General features: G+C 40.6%; 16 protein-coding genes. 9 read left to right on the forward strand and 7 right to left on the reverse strand.

Annotated features, from left to right (window positions below):
- Positions 1-141: 141 nt before the first annotated feature.
- The 4 genes from CHU92_RS11910 to CHU92_RS11925 all read left to right on the forward strand — a co-directional run bounded on the left by CHU92_RS11910 (position 142) and on the right by CHU92_RS11925 (position 2,436).
- On the forward strand, positions 142-588 hold the full coding sequence (locus tag CHU92_RS11910; protein ID WP_129583078.1) for a hypothetical protein: 447 nt from the start codon (positions 142-144) through the stop codon (positions 586-588).
- Between the two features lie 153 nt (positions 589-741).
- Entirely contained in the window at positions 742-1,197 is a 456-nt protein-coding gene (locus CHU92_RS11915) for a hypothetical protein (protein WP_094415865.1), read from the forward strand.
- A gap of 497 nt (positions 1,198-1,694) precedes the next feature.
- On the forward strand, positions 1,695-1,946 hold the full coding sequence (locus CHU92_RS11920) for a hypothetical protein (RefSeq protein ID WP_094415867.1): 252 nt from the start codon (positions 1,695-1,697) through the stop codon (positions 1,944-1,946).
- Positions 1,947-1,995: 49 nt separating this feature from the next.
- The gene (locus CHU92_RS11925) at positions 1,996-2,436 is read left to right on the forward strand and encodes a hypothetical protein (RefSeq protein WP_129583079.1); all 441 of its coding nucleotides are present in this window, start codon (positions 1,996-1,998) and stop codon (positions 2,434-2,436) included.
- Between the two features lie 113 nt (positions 2,437-2,549).
- Here CHU92_RS11925 and CHU92_RS11930 read toward each other — a convergent pair whose 3' ends face one another.
- Both CHU92_RS11930 and CHU92_RS11935 read right to left on the reverse strand, forming a co-directional pair.
- Entirely contained in the window at positions 2,550-3,656 is a 1,107-nt protein-coding gene (locus CHU92_RS11930) for an ABC transporter permease (RefSeq protein ID WP_094415871.1), read from the reverse strand.
- A gap of 6 nt (positions 3,657-3,662) precedes the next feature.
- A complete protein-coding gene (locus tag CHU92_RS11935; RefSeq protein ID WP_094415873.1) occupies positions 3,663-5,834 on the reverse strand; it encodes a carboxy terminal-processing peptidase in 2,172 nt (723 codons plus the stop codon).
- Positions 5,835-6,052: 218 nt separating this feature from the next.
- On the opposite strand from CHU92_RS11935, the gene lpxB reads away from it, so the two are divergent.
- From lpxB to CHU92_RS11950, 3 genes are all read left to right on the forward strand, one after another.
- Complete coding sequence (gene lpxB / locus CHU92_RS11940; protein WP_094415875.1) at positions 6,053-7,165, forward strand: lipid-A-disaccharide synthase; 1,113 nt, start codon at positions 6,053-6,055, stop codon at positions 7,163-7,165.
- A gap of 73 nt (positions 7,166-7,238) precedes the next feature.
- Positions 7,239-7,976, forward strand: a complete 738-nt coding sequence (locus tag CHU92_RS11945) for a C40 family peptidase (protein WP_129583080.1) — start codon at positions 7,239-7,241, stop codon at positions 7,974-7,976.
- Between the two features lie 32 nt (positions 7,977-8,008).
- The gene (locus CHU92_RS11950) at positions 8,009-10,030 is read left to right on the forward strand and encodes a ComEC/Rec2 family competence protein (protein ID WP_094415879.1); all 2,022 of its coding nucleotides are present in this window, start codon (positions 8,009-8,011) and stop codon (positions 10,028-10,030) included.
- Between the two features lie 7 nt (positions 10,031-10,037).
- Here CHU92_RS11950 and CHU92_RS11955 read toward each other — a convergent pair whose 3' ends face one another.
- From CHU92_RS11955 to CHU92_RS11975, 5 genes are all read right to left on the reverse strand, one after another.
- A complete protein-coding gene (locus tag CHU92_RS11955; RefSeq protein WP_094415880.1) occupies positions 10,038-10,499 on the reverse strand; it encodes a thioredoxin family protein in 462 nt (153 codons plus the stop codon).
- A 132-nt stretch (positions 10,500-10,631) separates the two neighbouring features.
- Entirely contained in the window at positions 10,632-11,114 is a 483-nt protein-coding gene (locus tag CHU92_RS11960) for a thioredoxin family protein (RefSeq protein WP_094415882.1), read from the reverse strand.
- A 25-nt stretch (positions 11,115-11,139) separates the two neighbouring features.
- Positions 11,140-12,948, reverse strand: coding sequence for a peptide MFS transporter (locus CHU92_RS11965; protein WP_094415884.1), 1,809 nt, complete (start codon positions 12,946-12,948; stop codon positions 11,140-11,142).
- 15 nt (positions 12,949-12,963) lie between these two features.
- A complete protein-coding gene (locus CHU92_RS11970; RefSeq protein WP_094415886.1) occupies positions 12,964-14,595 on the reverse strand; it encodes a peptide MFS transporter in 1,632 nt (543 codons plus the stop codon).
- A complete protein-coding gene (locus tag CHU92_RS11975) occupies positions 14,595-16,769 on the reverse strand; it encodes a S9 family peptidase (protein WP_094415888.1) in 2,175 nt (724 codons plus the stop codon). The genes CHU92_RS11970 and CHU92_RS11975 overlap by 1 nt, the downstream gene beginning before the upstream one ends.
- A gap of 175 nt (positions 16,770-16,944) precedes the next feature.
- Between CHU92_RS11975 and CHU92_RS11980 the strand changes: the two genes are divergently transcribed.
- Both CHU92_RS11980 and CHU92_RS11985 read left to right on the forward strand, forming a co-directional pair.
- Positions 16,945-18,270 (forward strand): hydroxymethylglutaryl-CoA reductase, degradative, encoded by a 1,326-nt coding sequence (locus tag CHU92_RS11980; RefSeq protein WP_094415890.1) that lies wholly within the window; start codon positions 16,945-16,947, stop codon positions 18,268-18,270.
- Positions 18,267-19,184: a GYDIA family GHMP kinase gene (locus tag CHU92_RS11985; protein ID WP_094415892.1), complete on the forward strand. Its 918-nt coding sequence runs from the start codon at positions 18,267-18,269 to the stop codon at positions 19,182-19,184. The genes CHU92_RS11980 and CHU92_RS11985 overlap by 4 nt, the downstream gene beginning before the upstream one ends.
- The last annotated feature ends 18 nt before the right edge of the window (positions 19,185-19,202 follow it).

Below are 19,202 nucleotides of genomic sequence, written 5' to 3' on the forward strand. Positions count from 1 at the left end.
CAAGAAAAACGTAAAAAAACCGTCTCAAGTTGTGAGACGGCTTCATTTTTATACTTACACAGTTAGTGAGATACTACCTAAATGACATAGCAGAATTCATATTTAACCATATAAAACCTCATTTAAAAACTCTCACCCACCATGCCAGCAATGATATCTTTATTATTTTATTTCCTTGCCTTGCCTGCTTACTGCCAGCCAAAACCGGGTCAAGACACTGTATATATCCTTATACGGCCAGACAGTAAACATGTTTGGGTATCGTTCTCTAAAGACTCTTTATCAATGTCTTTCGGGATATATAAAAAGGGTTTTGAAACTAAAGGGAAACGAGATAAAGAACTAAAAAAATATGAAAAGAAAAAAACAGATATACTGCCCCCGCTTCCTGGCTCTATCCCTTCATTTTCTTATGATTTTTCGAGTTCTGGCCATCGTGAAACAGTAAATGGCTTAAATGCCAAAGTTATCACAGCAGAGGAGTTTCGTGAAAAACCTGATTATAACAAGTATATGTATGTATTGTATAAAACAAAAGAAGATAAATATTTTAAGTGGAGAGTTTTTAATAGGACGGAAGATAGATAATTTGAAGCGATCTATAAAACTATTGCATGCGTTGGTTTGAAGGGCACAGGATAAATGAACGGTACCACTAATCCCACCATAGCAAAATATACCGCAAAGCCAACGTGTACATCTTAATACTGTTTATGATAATTTTAAAAACTCAAACCCGCCATGTTCAAATTAAAACATTATATCCTTTTTACTAAAATGTTTATTGCCACTGCAGCCTTTTCACAAGATACATCTTTGTATATTTATTTTGATAACTTAAGTAGTGAGGCTATTAAATTTTCTGATGATGGAGATTATAAGTTGACTACCTTTTTTATTTATTATCGAGGTTATGAAACTAAAAAGAAACGGGAAAAGATGAAGCAGTTACAAAAGAAGGAACAAGAGAAAAACCGCCGAAATCTTGGACATACAATACCCGAAACTGGAGTTGTCTATATTTCTACTGAGCCTCCGGAAAAACTTACATCATTAGATGATATTACCACCATAAGCCCGAAGGTGTATCGTGAAGAATGGGTATATAAAAAAAAACCACAAAATATTTATATTATCACACCCAGTAATGACGGCAGTTTCTATAAATGGCGTGTGGGTATGATGGCGTATGAATAATATAAAAATTAATATGTTTAGTAAAGAAAACGGAGGATATTTAAAGAGATGACTTAGTAGGACCCGGCTAAAATAATTATCCCAAAGCCAACGTGTACATCTTAATACTGTTTATGATAATTTTAAAAACTCAAACCCGCCATGCCAAAATTAATTTGTTTCATGTCTTTCTTTTTAATTTACAATATGTTGTTTGCTCAAAAAGACAGGGTTATATATATTGATAACCTTAGTAGTGAAGCATTAAAATATTCATTTGCAAGCAACTACACTAGTGCCTCCTTTTACATTTATTACANGGAATAGTAAAACAAGTAAGAGAAAGTACGGGTTTAAAGAACTTTGATATTCATTTAGTAGATAGAAATAATGAAAAATATAAAGAACTTTTTGACCAGTGGCAAAAAGGTGGCGGACATGGTTTCTTTAAACCAACTTCTGGAGAATTTGGAATTCCATTATACCAAGGATTATTTGGTGAAGGACCTCAAATTTATATGTTTGCAGGAAAAACTCTAGATCAGTGGGGTGTAGCAAAAAATATATTCTTTACTAAATACACCACACAACATGAATTATTCCATGTAGAAATGTTTATGTATTTAAAAAATAAAACACCAAACTATATGAAATATTGGGCTGAAATCCCTACTTATATGCACGAGCAATATGTATTGAATAGATTATTAAAAACCAAAAATTGGAAAAAAGAAGATTTATTATCTGATTTATTTAATGAAGTGGTTTAAACTTATTTGTTAAATAAAAAAGGGTTGACGNCCAAAATTAATTTGTTTCATGTCTTTCTTTTTAATTTACAATATGTTGTTTGCTCAAAAAGACAGGGTTATATATATTGATAACCTTAGTAGTGAAGCATTAAAATATTCATTTGCAAGCAACTACACTAGTGCCTCCTTTTACATTTATTACATAGGCTACGAAACAAAAAAAAAGAGGGATAGCATTGAACAATTTCAAATGAAAAAACGGGAAAAATTAGCAAGTTTAGGAACAATTGTTTTCTTTCCTGCTATACCTCCAACGGGTACAAACTTTTTAGCAACACATCCGCCTGAGATTCTTTCTTCGCTGGAAGGTATTGTTACTATTACTTTAAAAGATTATCGAGAACATAAATTTAAAAATACTAACCCAAGAAATACCTACATTATTGTACCTCATAAAGAAACCGGAAAGTATTTAAAATGGAGAGTAATGGAAGAGGCAAGTAAGTAAATGCCTATCGAAATAATTGTGAAATAATTGTGTGAGTTTCGAAGGACACAGCACAAATAAACACAACTATATTCTTACAGGGATTAAAATAATCTTGATTTTTAGCCAACATGCTATTCACTCTTCACATCCAGCGCATCCCTCAACGCGTTGCCAACCATCATAAAGGCCAGTACCAGCAGCAGCATAGCAATACCCGGAGCAAGCGCTAAGTAGGGTTTGCCTAAAATAATATAGTTGTAGTGGTCTTTAATCATGCCGCCCCAGCTGGGAACGGGAGGCTGCGCGCCGAGGCCAAGGAAACTGAGCCCGCTTTCTACCAGTATGGCTGATGCAAAATTAGCCGCCGAAATTACTATGACAGGCGCCATGCAGTTTGGCAGGATATGATGGAATATTATGCGGCTGTTCCTGTAGCCTAAGGCACGGGCCGCGGTAACAAACTGCATCTGTTTTATGCTCATTACCTGTCCGCGTACTACGCGGGCCACCTCAACCCACATAGTAAGCCCCACTGCCACAAAAACCTGCCAGAAACCTTTACCTAATGCCAGTGTTATGGCAATTACCAGCAGTAATGTGGGTATAGACCAGATAATATTCACAAGCCACATCACAAATGCATCAACCCTGCCACCGTAAAATCCGGCTATAGCCCCGAAAAAAATCCCTACAAGCAGTGATATAAACACTGCTACAAACCCGATAGCTATAGAAACCCTTGACCCTACGAGCAACCTGCTGAGCAGGTCCCTGCCCTGGCTGTCAGTACCCAGCAGGAATTCCTGATTCCTGATATATTTTTCAGCTATAAGTGTAGCATCACTGGTGCCAAATGTTTTCAGCGGTATAGATTTAGTAACCGCCAGGTCGGGTTCATCAGTATATTCTTTATAGACAAGGCTGTCCTGTGTAATATTGTAGCTTAAAACCGGGATTTTAGGGTCGGCCGTGGCTTTACCTGTCAGCCAGTCTGTCCAGCTGCCTTCTAGTGCCGTAGCGCCGGGAAGGGTTATCATAGTGACTGTGAAACCGGGTTCTTTGCTGTGGATAGAGAGGTCACCCCAGTTAGCGTTCCTAGTTTTGTCAGGCGCCAGTACATAAGCAAATACTGCTATAAACAGGAGCAGGACAATAAACATAAAACTAAAAACGCCCCAAAAGTTCTTTTTAAACTTTTGGAGCGCCAAACCTGTAAGTGATTTGCTGTTATTATCCATCAATCACTATCGGGTTTTTAACATTTTATCTTTTTTATTGAGGCTTACCGCATTTTTCCCGGCGGCAGGCTTACCGTTCATATCCTGCAATATATTAAGGGCTTCCTCAACATAAATATCTTTTGAAAGGCTTTCGTACCAGCGCTGCTTCTTTTCTGCCAGCTCAGGATCTTTTTTGAATTGTTCCTGTTCCTGTGGCAGTGCCGAAAACTGCAGATTGTTCTTATAGTCATTAAGCGCTTTAAACTTCTTGCTTAGCGCTTCGCCTTTTTCAATTTCAGCCCTGAACTTTTCGTAATTAAGGTTATATGTGCTTTCGTCTTTCTTCTCGTTCACCCATTTGGCATTTTCATCCATAAGCCTGAATTGCTCATTGGCATCAATCCTGTTACGGCTGTTGGCTATTATCTGCTCAAAATTATTTTTAAACGGCTTAAATGAAGCCTGGTCTATTTTGTCCCAAGGCATTGCATTGTCGTTATCGCGCTCGCCCATTTCAATATACTTGTATCGGTCCGGCATAATAATATCGCTGTAAACGCCTTCCCGCTGTACTGAGCCGCCATTAATCCTGTAATATTTCTGGGTGGTTATTTTAAGTGCCCCAAGGTCGCCCATAGAGTTGCTCCTGACAAACTGGTTAAGTCCAATAATGTTCTGCACAGTGCCTTTACCATATGTGTGCCTGCTGCCCAGTATGAGCCCACGGTTATAGTCCTGTATGGCTGCGGCAAAAATTTCGGAAGCCGAGGCAGAGAAATTGTTTACCAGCACAACCAGCGGCCCCTCCCATTGTACCCGGGGATCATTATCTGAAAGCACTTCCTTTGATTTGCCTGTTGATTTTACCTGTACAACAGGGCCCTGAGGGATGAACAGGCCTACAATGTCAACAACTGTTTTTAGCGACCCGCCGCCATTATCGCGGAGGTCCATTACAATCCCCTGTACGCCTTGCGCCTTTAGTTTTTCAATTTCGGCAGCTACATCTTTAGCGGCATCACGGTTATCTTTATTTTCAAAGTCGATATAAAACTTTGGGAGGTTTATAACGCCATACAGCTTACCATCCTTGTTTACTACGCTTGATTTGGCGTACGTTTCCTCAAGTTCCACCACTTCCCTTATAATAGGGATTACTTTAATAGTACCGTCAACTTTCTTAACGGTAAGCCTTACTTCTGTGCCTTTAGGGCCTTTAATTTTTTTCACGACATCATCCAGCCTGATTCCTGCAATATCAACTGCTTCCCCTTTGCCCTGGGCTACTTTCATGATAATATCTCCCTGCTCCAGCTCTTTTCCCCTCCATGCAGGGCCACCCGGTATCAGTTCAGATATTTCCACGTAGTCGCCTTTTTTGGCAAGCCTGGCACCAATCCCTTCAAGCGACCCCCGCATGCTGGTATCAAATTTATCTTTTTCTTCCGGGGCGAGGTAAAAGGTGTGAGGGTCAAAACGCTCAGCAATAGCGTTGATATAAACACTAAACCACTCATCACGGGTAAGGTCATCAATAAAATCAAAATATTGGTTTAGTGATGATAATGTTGCCTCACGAGACTCTTTTTCGAGGTCTGCAAAAGATTTTACTTTATAAGAAGCATCGTTTTTCTTCTTGTCTTCTTCAACTTTCTGCTTATCGGTAATAGACGAAAGGACAGAAAGCTTTAGTTGCTTCTCCCACCGCTTTTTCAGGTCAGCTTTTGTTTTGGAAAAAGGCTGCTTTTCATAATCAACATTAAACTGCTCATCATTATTAAAGTTAAAAGGCTTTGACAAAATATCTTTATAAAAACCTTCCGCTTCTTTAACACGTTCCGTAAGCCTTCCATAGGTGAGGTTGAAAAATGTAAGATCCCTGCTGTTTATCATGTCATCAATCTGGAGTTCATATTTGGCAAACTCATCTATATCAGACTGGATAAAAAAACGTTTCGAAGGATCAAGGCTTTCCAGATAACTCTTGTATACGCCTTTTGAGAAATTGTCGTCGACCTTTGCCGGGTCGAAGTGACCTTTTTCAATTACAAATGTCAGTAATTCCAGCAAAAGCTTATCTTTTTCGGGGTCTGCCTGCTTTTTAGTAGGCATAAAACTCCACAAAGCCACTGCCAGCACAGCCACAATGGCAAGGATTTTATAATTTTTTTTCATAAAGTTGAAAATAGCATTCATTTAAATAAACGTATAAAAAAGTGTGCCAAAAACTAACCCTCATTGATATTTACCATTTTTGGCAAAACATATTTTAGGAAATGTAAATGTACAATTCTTATTTTGATTTTACTATAAAGCTGAAAACAATTGGTATAATTGATAATTTAAAAGTTACAGCAACACCTGCCTTTTTTATATCGGTTAAATAATAGTATTTTTGGCTTATAAACCGTAATATGAAATATTATATAATTGCCGGAGAGGCATCAGGTGATTTGCATGGCTCAAACCTTATGAAAGAGCTTTACAGGCAGGATCCCGGCGCAGTTATACGCTTCTGGGGGGGCGACCTTATGCAACAGTCCGGCGGGACACTTGTAAAACATTACAGGGATTTAGCTTTTATGGGGTTTGCAGAGGTAATACAAAACCTTGGAACCATACTCCGTAATATAAAATTCTGTAAGCAGGATATTTCGGCATATAACCCTGATGCCATCATATTTATTGATTATCCGGGCTTTAACATGAGGATTGCGAAATGGGCCAAAAAACAAGGATACCGTACACATTATTATATCTCACCGCAAATCTGGGCCTGGAAAGAAAACCGCATCAGGGCTATAAAGCGCGATATTGATAAATTGTATATAATACTCCCATTTGAAAAAGAGTTTTATGAAAATAAGCACGACTACAAGGTAGAGTTTGTGGGGCACCCGCTGATTGATGCCATACATAACCGCACAGCAACTGATACTGAAGCCTTCAAAAAAGCGCATAACCTTGACGGAAGGCCTGTTATAGCACTGCTTCCCGGCAGCCGAAAACAGGAAATAGCCAAAATGCTCTCCGTAATGCTGTCGGTAGTTGATGATTTCCCTGATTACCAGTTTGTCATAGCCGGCGCACCGGCACAGGAATATTCTTTTTATGAGCCTTTTATAACCGACAAGAACATCAAATTTATTTCAAATAAAACATATGACTTACTAAGTATTGCGCATGCCGCACTGGTTACCTCCGGAACGGCTACCCTTGAAACAGCTCTTTTTAAGGTCCCAGAAGTAGTATGCTACAAAGGCAGTCCTATTTCATACCAGATTGCAAAGCGTATTATCACGCTGAAATATATTTCGCTGGTGAACCTGATAATGGACAGCGAAGTCGTTAAAGAATTAATACAGGGGGAATGCAACCCTAGAAATATAAGGACTGAGTTACGAAAAATTTTAACACCTGAATACCGCCAAAACTTACTGGGACAGTACGATTTACTGGAACAGAAATTAGGCGGTGAAGGAGCCAGCCGTAAAACCGCAGAGCTCATAATCAAACATTTAACATAGATTCTTAATGTTGTATTAATACAATTTTTCTATATTTGCCCAAAATCAATACAAATTTGATAAAATAAAAGTTTTGAAAAGAATCCAGGCCCTAACCCTTTTAATGTTACTGATGACGCTGGGCGTATCTGCGCAAATAGTTACCTCAAAAAAGGAAGCTATAACAAAAGGGAGTTATACGTATACTGAAAAAGCTGTAAAACCTGTACAACACCAAAATACAGCCAATGAAAAACCGCTTACAGTAACTGAAAGCGATATGGCTTCACTTTTTGGCAATGGCCCGGTGGTAGCGTATGAGCCTGTTAAGGAAATCCGCAGGGGCGGGCCAAGTAAACTTGAAGCGCCTGCCAAAAAAAACAAGCTTCTTTCCGTTACTGATAATGACGAAACAGATGTTGCCCCGTCAACTGATAATTACCTTGCCGAGCAACTTGTAAACAATGCCATGCAGTTTGAAGGTGTTCGCTACAGGGGAGGCGGCACTACTACAGCGGGAATGGACTGTTCTGGCATGGTAACCGCAACGTTCCGCATTTTTGAGATTCCCCTTCCCAGAAGTTCACACGAAATGGCTAAAGAAGGCACCCGTATAGAACTAACTGAAGTAAAAAAAGGTGACCTGCTTTTCTTTAAAAATAATTCGAGGAAGAACATTATTAACCATGTTGGGCTGGTTACGGAAGTGACAGAAGAAGGCGAAATAAAGTTTATACATGCCTCGAGTAGCAGCGGCGTAATTGTCTCTTCTATGAATGAGCCTTATCATAAAAGGACTTTTGTCCAGGCTAACCGTGTGGTAGGTAATTAACCTGTCATGTTGTTTCAATATCCTGTGAGTGTATGGAGGTGTTGAGATATCCGGTTATTGGCATTACTGTATTTTTTATTTCAGGTATTGCTTTTGCCCATTATATGCATCCCGGCTTTCTTCCCGTGTTGTCCATGGCACTATTATCAGTAATAAGCCTTACAATTGCTTATTTCATACAATCAAGGAGCATTACGCAGAAACCATTTTTTGGCTTAGCGGCCTGGCTTTTCACAGCCTGTGCCGGAATGGTGGCTTATACACTTCATTACGCACCTAATCATAGTTCACACTATTCGCATGTCCTTAGACCCGGTAGTAATACTGTAATACGCGGTGTAGTCACTGCAAGGCTAAAACCAAATGCCCGTGCGGAAAAATATTATCTAAATATAGTCGCGGTAGAAAACACAACCGCTTCGGGAAAAGTATTGATAACGGTACCTACTAACGCCGCCAAGACGATGCCGCAGGTAGGTGATAAACTGGTAATTTTGGGGGAGCTAAAACCTATTTCACAATCGCTAAACCCCTACCAGTTTAACTACGCTCAGTATATGGCCTGCCAAAATGTCTTCCATCAGGTAAATCTTAAAAGAAACTATTATATTGCAGGCCGCGAAAATAATTTTAATTTCTACATAAATAAATTCAGGGACAAACTAATCAGTAGCTTTGACAGGCATCAATATGACGCTACTACCATTAATATTATCAAAGCGCTTCTACTGGGCCAGCGCCAGGATATGGATAGCGAAACAACATCTAATTATACCAACGCCGGCGTGGTACATATACTGGCCATATCAGGGCTACACATCACGGTACTGTTTTATATTTTAAATATTCTGCTGAAACCCCTGAACCGTTTCCATAAAAAAGGGAAATTAGTACAGCTTATGGCCATATTGTCTTTCCTTTGGCTCTTTGCCTTTTTGTCAGGACTTTCAGCTTCTGTCCTGCGTTCGGTAGTGATGTTCAGCTTTGTAAGCATAGGGATGTATATCAACCGTAGTTCTGGCATTAATAATTCCATAGCTGTTTCCATGCTCTTCCTGCTGCTAATCAATCCCATGTTATTGTTTGATGTAGGCTTCCAGCTCAGCTACGCAGCAGTATTTGGCATTGTGTGGCTACAACCACTATGCAGGAAAATCATAACCATAAGGTTTAGGATGGTTAATTATTTGTCAGATACGGTGCTTGTTTCACTGGCGGCCCAGATTGGGGTGCTTCCATTGAGCCTGTATTATTTTAACCAGTTCCCGATGCTTTTCTTGGTGGCCAATGCTGTTGTAGTGCCAGTTTCCACAATTGTACTGGTAACAGGCGTCATAGTGCTTATACTTAATTTTGTTTGGGCCGATGCAGCGCTTGCGGCAGGTAAATTACTTGGACTGTTTATAGAGCTGATGAACCGGTTTATAGCCTGGATAGCGTCATTTGAAGGCTTAGTCCTTAAGGATATCCCTTTTACACTTTTACTGGCTATACTATTATATGCAATCATTGTAATGGGTGTACTAAGCCTCTACAGGCCAACTTTTAAAAATACAATTACTCTTGTAGGAGCCTTTTTATTGTTCCAGTTGACTTACATCTTCACGGCAGTAAAGGCAGGCCGGCACCAGGAAATGGTGATATTCCATAACCGGGGAAGCAGCCTCCTGGCTACAAAGGATCCGGAGAAGATAACTGTATACAGCAACGACAGCCTTATTGCCGAAAACAGGAATATACTGGCGTATAATAAAGGCTACTTTAACCAGGCGTTGGAAATAAGGCCACTTGAAAACCTGCTTTGGTTCAGGCATAAAAAAATATTCATTATAGACAGCGTTGCCGTATATGACCCAAATATAGCGCCTGATATACTCCTGTTAACTCAATCACCTAAAATAAACCTTGAACGCGTACTACTGCAGCTGCGCCCCAAGCAGGTTGTAGCCGATGCTACTAATTACAGGAGTCAGATAGCCCGGTGGGCATCAACCTGCCGGAAACAAAAAATCCCTTTCCATGCTACTGCAGAAAAGGGATCATTTATTGAATAGTTGAATATTACTTTGCCTTCAAAGCTTCTAATAGTTGTTGCGGCGAGAGGTAACCAACAATTGGTGACTTTACCTCTCCTTTACTGTCAAATACCATCATGGAAGGGTAAGCCTGAACCTTAAGGAAAAGAGTAAAATCGTGTACTGCGTTCCTTCCCTGGCGGCCAGCGACATACTGCGGATTGGTATATTTTTTACCTTTATAGTTAACTACTGAGTTACCCTCGGCATTAAATTTAACGGCATAAAAATTATCATTAATATAGGATACTACCGATGCATCATGGAAAGTATTTTTATCGAGCATTTTGCAGGGCCCGCACCAGTCGGTATACACATCCATAAATATAGGCTTCGCTTTTTTCTTCTGGGCCGCAAGCGCCTCATCAAAAGTCATCCAGTTTATTTCCTGGGCCTGTGTAGCCATTGCCCCAAGGGCTAAAAACAGAGTTAAAAGTAATTTTTTCATATTTATTTAAAAGTTTAAAATTGGTTGGTCAAAAACAATGCCGAAATTATTCATCATTTATAAACAGAAAGTGTATTTCCTTATTTTGCCGGAAAGCCGCCGGCGCAGAATACCTTCTACATAAAAATCACATTATTTCCTGGCAGGCGGTTTGTTAGCTAAAATTTTATTAGCCGCTTCAAGCCAGGCTGGATGCCCGCCGGCAAGATAACCGATACTGCCAACAGGAGTGAAATTGACTTTTCCCTCTTTGTCTTTATTTGCGGTGGTTATCCATACCGTAGGATAGCCATTTACCCTAAATACCTGCTGAAGCTCGGCGTTCTGCTGTTTTATTTCAGGTGTCTGCGCGACACTCCTCGGAAAATCGAGTTCTACCAAAACAACGTTCGCTTTTGCCCACGCCGCAAATTCAGGCGTAGTAAATACTTCTTTTTGCAGGCGCTTGCACCAGCCACACCAGTCGCTTCCGGTAAAAAACAGGAACATTGGCTTCTTTGTTTTTTCAGAAACCTTCATTGCCTCAATCATATCGGTATGCCATTTAAGAGTTTCCTGTGCTCCGGCAGTAATTGCACCCATGACAAAGAACAGAATCAACAATAACTTTTTCATGATTATTTCATTTTTATTTACAGCACTAGCGTACGCCGTGCATTAGCTTCTTAATTACAGGTGACATTACCAATGATATTGCTGCCACTGCTATAGAAACAAAAGCAAGAATCCAGAAGAAATAGCTGAGTCCTTTCTCATTGGCTATTTTATCTATGTTTTCACCAAACATACCTGCTCCTTTCATACCAATAGCAACAGCCAGATACCAAACCCCGAACATAAACGCAATCATACGCCCCGGCACAAGTTTGCTTACATAAGAAAGCCCAACAGGCGAAATACATAACTCTCCCATGGTATGGAACAGGTAAACAAGTATTAGCCATACCATACTTACAGAAGCTGTTTTGGCGCCCGGTGCAATATCACCTGCACCAAAAGCCACACATGCCATACCTATGGCAAGCAGAGTCATGCCTATGGCATACTTAACATTAGCTGATGGGTTATATTTACTTTCCCACCATTTTGAGAATAGCGGGGCAAGTGAAATAATAAATAAAGAATTAAGTGTTGTAAACCATGTGGCGGGCACTTCAGTAAGCGGCTCTGTTACCTTATCTATTTTAAGCGCTGAAAGTGTATCATCTGAAAGTTCAAGCAAGCCGGCCGTATAGTAGTCTTTAGCAAGCATCCATAATGCAATAGCCCATATGATAACAAAGCTGAGACTTAAAATTATATTGGCTACTGCATAATTTTTAAACGTCTGCCTGAATAGCAGTACAAGCACCCATGTTATTATAGCTAAGGGAAGTACAGTTATCAATGAGTTAATTACAAGGAATACAATGCTCCAGTTACCTTCAAGCACCCTGTTAGTATAATCGCTGGCAAAAATTGTTAAACTGTTTGGTGACTGTTCAAATATTGCCCAGAAAAAGATGGTGAGGAAGGCAAAAAATGTTACGGCCATCAGTTTCTCTTTTGTCACTACTGAATATTGAGTGAACCTGTAAATTAACAACACCAGGAACAATACTAATGCAGTTATAATGGCAATAGAGTTTCCGTAGTCGCCCAAAAATCCAAAAATATCAAAACTCCCGTTAGATATTTTAGATGCCGGAGCGTTAATTATCCAAAGCAGGCCAAGTGCGGCTGAGATAAACATAACAACAAGCTGCCAGGTTGTAAAAGGGTTTCTTTTATCATTATCAAGCGAATCTGCTTTAGCTTTACTTTCTTTATTGGGTTTTAAACCGATAGTCCCAAAAATGTTTTGTGACAGCCAAAACTGTAGCATCCCAAAGAACATAAAGATCCCTGCAAGGCCAAAACCATAGCTCCATCCCACTTTTTCCCCAAGATAGCCACACAATAATATACCAAAAAATGCACCTGCATTTACACCCATATAAAATAATGTATAAGCACCGTCTTTCTTCTCAGGATGGTCTTTATACATTTCTGATATTATAGAGGTCATATTAGGTTTAAAAAAGCCATTGCCAAACACAAGAAGTACAAGGCCGAGGTATATGGAGAACTGGGTTTCCACAGCCATTGATGCATGCCCTAATGTCATCAGCACGGCTCCTACTACCACAGCCCACCTGAAGCCGATAACCTTATCTGCAAAATAGCCTCCAAGCATAGTAGAAAGATAAACCAGACCAACATACGACCCAAAAAGGGCAGATGCATTTTCACGTGGCCAGCCCCAGCCATGATCAGCCAAAGAAGCTGTAAAAAATAATATTAAAAGTGAACGCATTCCGTAAAAGGAAAAACGTTCCCACATTTCTGTAAAAAATAGAACAAACAATCCGGCCGGATGGCCTAATACTTTCGTTTTGAAAAAATCGTTGGGCACTGTTTCTGTAGACATATATTCTGTTTCTGATTATTTTACTTCCTGCATCAGCTTCCTTACAAGAGGAGAAATTACTAAAAGTACAACACCTGCTATTAAAGCGTAAATAGCTAACTGATAATACCCATCAGTATATGTTGCGAGTTTTTGTGGCAGGCTGTCATTCTCACCGCCTTCTGAAAGGCCTGCCCCTAATATACCTGCTACATACTGCCCGTATGCACTAGCCAGGAACCACATACCCATCATAACGCCCTGCAGCCTTTGCGGCGAAAGTTTAGTCATAATCGAGAGGCCGATTGGCGAGAGGCAAAGTTCACCAAATGTTATAACAAAATAGGCCAGTACAAATACATCAAGGCTTGCTATACCTGACCCCGCTATTACTTCAAAAAACCTTGTTGTATAAAATGTATAGAAACCTCCGGCCAGAAATAAGAAACCAAGCCCGAATTTAACTACAGTGTTAGGCTCAATCTTCTTTTTAGCCATTGCTACCCAAACGAGCCCTACGATTGGGGCAAAAATTATTACAAATACAGAGTTTGCCGCATTGTTAACCCCATTAGGGTCAAGCTTCCAAAAACCCAGCACTTCATTATTAAGGTTTTTAGCAGCGAATATGCTTAATGAGCCTCCGCTTTGTTCAAAAAAGGCCCAGAAGATTATAGAAAATACTATAAATACCAGCGCAGCAATAAGCTTTTTACTTTCAGCCCATGTGTGCTTGGTCATTTCATAAGCCAGGTACACCAGCGTAGCCGGCCCTATAACGTACATGAAATAATCCGTATATTCTGTTTTGGCTACCATGGTCATAATAACAGGTATTAACGCAAGTGTAAGTGCATACACCGCATACTCGTACCAGGCCTTACCGGATTTTACTTCAACTGCAACATTAGCAGTATCTTCAGGTTTAACAGTTTCTATACCTTCAACATGTTTAACATTACGCAGCTGCCCGTCCATACTTTTAAACGGCGGAAGGCCAATTGGCCCAAGTGTCTTTTGTGTAAAAACAAAGGTTATTAGGCTTATTGCCATAACGATGCCTGCAAGCCCAAATGCTACATTCCAGGTATATTCTGCCGGTATAAAACTGCTGAAAAGTTCTCCTTTTCCGATAGAAATACATGCATAACCGCCTAATAGCGCACCTATATTGATACCCGAATAAAATAAAGAGAAGCCGGCATCACGCCTTGGATCATCTTTTTTGTAAAGCGACCCTACCATAGTAGAAATATTTGGCTTAAAGAAACCGGTTCCTATTACAGTAAAGCTAATCCCAAGGAAGAAATTATTTTCAGGAAAAGGATCATATGCAAGAATAGCACTACCTACAATCATAAGGATACCACCCCAAAACAAAGATTTCCTGAAACCAAGAATTTTATCAGCAAACAATCCTCCTATAAATGTAAACGCATACACAAATGCCTGCGTAGCCCCATATTGCAGGTTTGCCTGCCCTTCAGCCATATGCCCGCCATTCTCCAGTATAAGGTGTGTTATCATGAAGTAAGTAAGCACTCCTCTCATTCCATAGAAACAAAAGCGCTCCCACATTTCGGAAAAGAAAAGATACCAAAGCTGCTTTGGGTATTTACCTTTAAAATCCTGGATTTGTTCAAGGGTAATGTTGGTAGTGTTTTTCATTATAGTTTCTCTTTAATAAAGTTAGTCATTTTGGTATAAAGCTGTAGCCTTGTTGCGCCGCCATAAATGCCGTGGTTCCTGTCAGGATATATAGCCCAGTCAAATTGTTTATTGGCCTGCACCAGCGCCTCTATCATCCTCATGGTATTTTGTACATGCACATTGTCATCTGCCGTGCCATGTATCAGTAAATAGGAACCCTTGAGCCTGCTAACATGATTTATAGGCGAGTTGTCATCATAGCCTGAAGCATTTTCCTGGGGTAACTGCATGAAACGCTCCGTATATACTGTATCATAAAAACGCCAGTTGGTTACCGGGGCAACAGCAATAGCCATTTTAAATACATCATTGCCTTTTAATATACAGTTTGATGACATGAACCCTCCATAACTCCACCCGAATATACCTATCCTGGCAGGATCAATGTAGTTGTATTTACCAAACAGCTTTGCTGCGTCAATCTGGTCTTCCACTTCATATTTTCCAAGCTCTTTATAGGTAACTTTTTTAAAGGCAGCGCCTTTATAGCCGGTACCCCTGCCGTCAACACAGGCTACAATATAGCCTTGCTGGGCCAGCATCATAAACCAGTAATCGTCATACCCGTTCCAGTCATTATTTACCTGCTGCGACCCGGGCCCGCTGTACTGGTACATAAATAGCGGATATTTTTTGTTAGGGTCAAAATCTACAGGTTTAATCATCCAGGCGTTCAGCTGGTGCCCCTTTTCAGTAGTGATTACCATAAACTCCTTTTTCGGGAGCCTGTATTTTTCAAGCTTTGCCTTCAGCGCATCATTATTAAGTATAGCTTTAATCAGCTTACCGTCTTTTGCTGAATGCAGGGCAAAGGAAGGCGGCTCTGAAGCGCTTGAACGATGGTTGATGAACGAGGTATAATCAGGGCTGAATTTACCGTCATTGGTGCCATTTTCAGGCGTAAGCCTTACTTTATTCTTCCCGTTAAGGCCAATCCTGTAAACATCCCGGTTTATAGAACCGTTTTCAACCGACTGGTAAAAAATATTACCTGTCTTTTTGTCAAATCCATAGTACGCGGTTACTTCCCAGTTGCCATTGGTTACCTGGTTAATCAGCTTCCCGCTGCTATTGTAGTGGTAAATGTGGTTGTAGCCGTCTTTTTCACTTGTCCAGATGAAGCTGTTGTCATTTAAAAAAGTCAGGTTATCGGTTACATCAATATAAGCTTTATCTTTTTCATTAAGCACTACCTTTGCAGCGCCGGTAACGGCATCAACAAATATCAGGTCCAGGTTGTTCTGGTGCCTGTTAAGCACCTGTACGCTCAGCGTCTGCGCGTTATTAGTCCATTTGAGGCGCGGTATGTAAAAGTCACTGTAATTGCCCAGTTTTACTTCTTTAAGAGTTCCCGCCTTTACATCATATATATGTAATGATACGTCAGCGTTTTTCTCACCGGCTTTAGGGTATTTAAAAACCTGCTGCACCGGGTATAATGCCTTACCATATACATCCATCGAAAATTCGGGCACCTGGCTTTCATCAAACCTGATAAAGGCTATTTTATCTCCCGCTGCATTCCAGTCAAAGGCCCGTACAAATGAAAATTCCTCCTCATAAACCCAGTCGGTAACACCATTTATTATGGCGTTCTTTTTACCGTCTGTTGTTACCTGTGTTGCTTTATTGGCGGCAACATCAAAAACATATATATTATTATCAAAAACATAGGCCACTTTTGAGCCATCAGCAGAAAACACCGGTTCCTGCACCTTGCCGGCTGAAAGCTTTCCAAGTTTTTTTGTGGCAATGTCATAAACATAAAAATCTGCAACAAATGAATGCCTGTAAATTTGTTCAGAACCTGTAGCTATAAGTAATTTTTTTTCATCAGGGCTAAAGGTATAACTGTCAATCCCCTCTCCCAGTTCTTTAAAATCGCCTGAACTAATGATTGTACTTACTTTATTTAATGTGGCAAAATCATAAAGGTCAATTGTTGCGCCCCCTGTTTTGCGGTCATAATTGAGTACGGTATACTGATTGGTATTTTTCATGGCCTGCAGGTCATCCATGCCCTGGGGCCTGAAAGCGCCTCCCCATATCTCCTGCAATGTTAAATTTTGTTGGGCTGTTGCCGGTAGTACTGCCAGCAAAAACAGAAAAAAAGAATGTTTAAGGTATTTCATTTTGCAGATGGTAAAAAACTCCCAATTTTAGTAAAAATTTATGAAATATAACGCTTTTTTTCTGTTAAATGGATTTTTACAGGGAAAGTAGTGCAAAAAGCAATAGTATTATTTTTGGTAAAAGCCCGGGGTAAAGCGTATCTTTGCCAAACCTATTTATTTTAAGCTACTGAAAATGAGCAAAGCAATAGCAGGTTTTTCCAAACTGACTAAAGAGCAAAAAATTGAATGGCTTTCGCAGGAGTATTTTTCAAATCCGGATGAAGCACAAACTTTATTAAGAAAATACTGGAATGATGATGCCGCACTGCAGCAACTGCATGACGAATTTATAGAGAATACTATCACAAATTTTTATTTACCCCTGGGTGTAGCGCCTAATTTTATCATTAACGGAAGGGAGTACACCCTGCCAATGGCTATTGAGGAAAGCTCTGTAGTGGCAGCTGCGGCAAAAGCGGCCAAGTTCTGGTCAGCGCGGGGGGGATTTAAGGCAACAGTAATAAATACTGAAAAAATTGGCCAGGTACATTTTCTATTTAATGGCGATACAAATAAACTCAACCAATTTTTCGGCGAAATAAAGCACAGGTTCTTTTCAGGCACCGAGGCTATAACAAAGAACATGAAAAAGCGGGGCGGCGGCATACTTGGTATAGAACTGCGCGATAAAAGCAGCGAAATACCGGGCTATTACCAGCTACACACTACCTTTGAAACAGTTGACAGCATGGGGGCCAATTTTATAAACTCATGCCTTGAGCAGTTTTCAAAGATATTAAAAGAGGAAGCCCTGATTTACAGCAGCTTTAATGAACAGGAAAAACAGTTGCAGGTCATAATGAGCATATTGTCTAACTATGTCCCCAACTGCCTTGTACGTGCTGAAGTGTCCTGCCCCGTGGATGAGCTTTGTGATGATGCCGGTATAAACCCTAAGGAGTTTGCTGAAAAATTCCTGATGGCCGTACGTATTGCCGAAACAGAGCCCTACAGGGCAGTAACGCACAACAAAGGGATAATGAACGGCATTGATGCGGTTGTGGTGGCAACAGGTAATGATTTCAGGGCTGTAGAAGCAGGAGTACACGCTTATGCTTCTAAAAACGGCAAGTACAGCAGCCTTTCGCATGCCTCAATAGATAACGGCATCTTTACTTTCTGGATAGAAGTGCCGCTGGCACTGGGCACAGTAGGCGGGCTTACCAGCCTTCATCCACTGGTAAAACTATCACTGGAAATGCTGGGCAACCCGTCAGCCAGGGAACTGATGCAGATAGTAGCCGTGGCAGGCCTTGCGCAAAACTTTGCAGCACTTCGTTCTTTAACCACAACAGGCATACAGCAAGGCCACATGAAAATGCACCTGATGAATATACTGAACCAGCTTGGCGCCAGTGACAGTGAAAAAAATAAGGCCATAAAGCATTTTGAACAACATACGGTATCGCACGCCGCTGTACACGAATTTATAGAAGAACTCCGAAAGATTAAGGTGTGAAACAAACCTTCTACAGTAACGGCAAGCTGCTTTTAACAGGCGAATATGTAGTGCTAGACGGTGTTACGGCGCTGGCAGTGCCCACTGTTTTCGGACAGTACCTTGAAACGGAACTTATTACAGGAAAAACTATATACTGGAAAAGCATTGACAGTGACGGCAGCATCTGGTATGAAGATGTTATTCCCTTTTCGACTGTAGAAGCAAACGAACATAGAGAAGGAAAACCGGAAAGGAACACACTGGTAACTATACTGCATGAGGCCATGTTAGCCAACCCGGAAGTTTTAAATGATGCAGCGGGGTATAAGGTTACAACACGTTTAACCTTTCCGCGCCGCTGGGGCCTGGGCACATCTTCTACCCTTGTAAATAATATAGCCCAATGGTTTGGCATTGATGCTTTTGAACTGCTCAACAGGAGCTTTGGGGGCAGCGGGTATGATATAGCCTGCGCGCAGCATAACCATCCCATTTATTACTCGCTGCACAATAAAAAGCCTTTGGTTAAGGAAGCACCCTTTAATCCGCCTTTTGCTGAAAATATTTACTTTGTATACCTTAATAAAAAACAGGACAGCCGCAATGCTATAGCTGCTTACCGCAACAGGCAGGGCAACATAAAATCAATTGAGGAGCAAATAAATGAACTCACGCAAAAAGTTGCAGAAACAAAAGACTTCAGGCATTTTTGCATTGCCATAGAACAACATGAAGCCATTATGGCCACGCTGTTGGGGCTTACTCCTGTAAAGGAACAGTGGTTTCCTGATTTTAATGGCGCTGTTAAAAGCCTGGGAGCATGGGGTGGCGATTTTGTGATGGCACTTACTGACACTGACCCTACCGCATATTTTAGATCAAAAGGCTATCCAATAATCATCCCGTACCACAAAATGATATTAAATAAATAGGCCCGGCAGATGCCGGGC

The sequence above is a fragment of the Flavobacterium cyanobacteriorum genome (assembly GCF_002251835.1).
GTDB lineage: Bacteria > Bacteroidota > Bacteroidia > Flavobacteriales > Flavobacteriaceae > Flavobacterium > Flavobacterium cyanobacteriorum.

Coding starts and splice junctions, on each gene's coding strand:
- CHU92_RS11975 (WP_094415888.1), bottom strand. CDS start 16,769: ATGAAATACCTTAAACATTCTTTTTTTCTGTTTTTGCTGGCAGTACTA.
- lpxB (WP_094415875.1), top strand. CDS start 6,053: ATGAAATATTATATAATTGCCGGAGAGGCATCAGGTGATTTGCATGGC.
- CHU92_RS11915 (WP_094415865.1), top strand. CDS start 742: ATGTTCAAATTAAAACATTATATCCTTTTTACTAAAATGTTTATTGCC.
- CHU92_RS11965 (WP_094415884.1), bottom strand. CDS start 12,948: ATGTCTACAGAAACAGTGCCCAACGATTTTTTCAAAACGAAAGTATTA.
- CHU92_RS11925 (WP_129583079.1), top strand. CDS start 1,996: ATGTCTTTCTTTTTAATTTACAATATGTTGTTTGCTCAAAAAGACAGG.
- CHU92_RS11920 (WP_094415867.1), top strand. CDS start 1,695: ATGTTTGCAGGAAAAACTCTAGATCAGTGGGGTGTAGCAAAAAATATA.
- CHU92_RS11930 (WP_094415871.1), bottom strand. CDS start 3,656: ATGGATAATAACAGCAAATCACTTACAGGTTTGGCGCTCCAAAAGTTT.
- CHU92_RS11910 (WP_129583078.1), top strand. CDS start 142: ATGCCAGCAATGATATCTTTATTATTTTATTTCCTTGCCTTGCCTGCT.
- CHU92_RS11935 (WP_094415873.1), bottom strand. CDS start 5,834: ATGAATGCTATTTTCAACTTTATGAAAAAAAATTATAAAATCCTTGCC.
- CHU92_RS11960 (WP_094415882.1), bottom strand. CDS start 11,114: ATGAAAAAGTTATTGTTGATTCTGTTCTTTGTCATGGGTGCAATTACT.
- CHU92_RS11980 (WP_094415890.1), top strand. CDS start 16,945: ATGAGCAAAGCAATAGCAGGTTTTTCCAAACTGACTAAAGAGCAAAAA.
- CHU92_RS11970 (WP_094415886.1), bottom strand. CDS start 14,595: ATGAAAAACACTACCAACATTACCCTTGAACAAATCCAGGATTTTAAA.
- CHU92_RS11950 (WP_094415879.1), top strand. CDS start 8,009: ATGGAGGTGTTGAGATATCCGGTTATTGGCATTACTGTATTTTTTATT.
- CHU92_RS11955 (WP_094415880.1), bottom strand. CDS start 10,499: ATGAAAAAATTACTTTTAACTCTGTTTTTAGCCCTTGGGGCAATGGCT.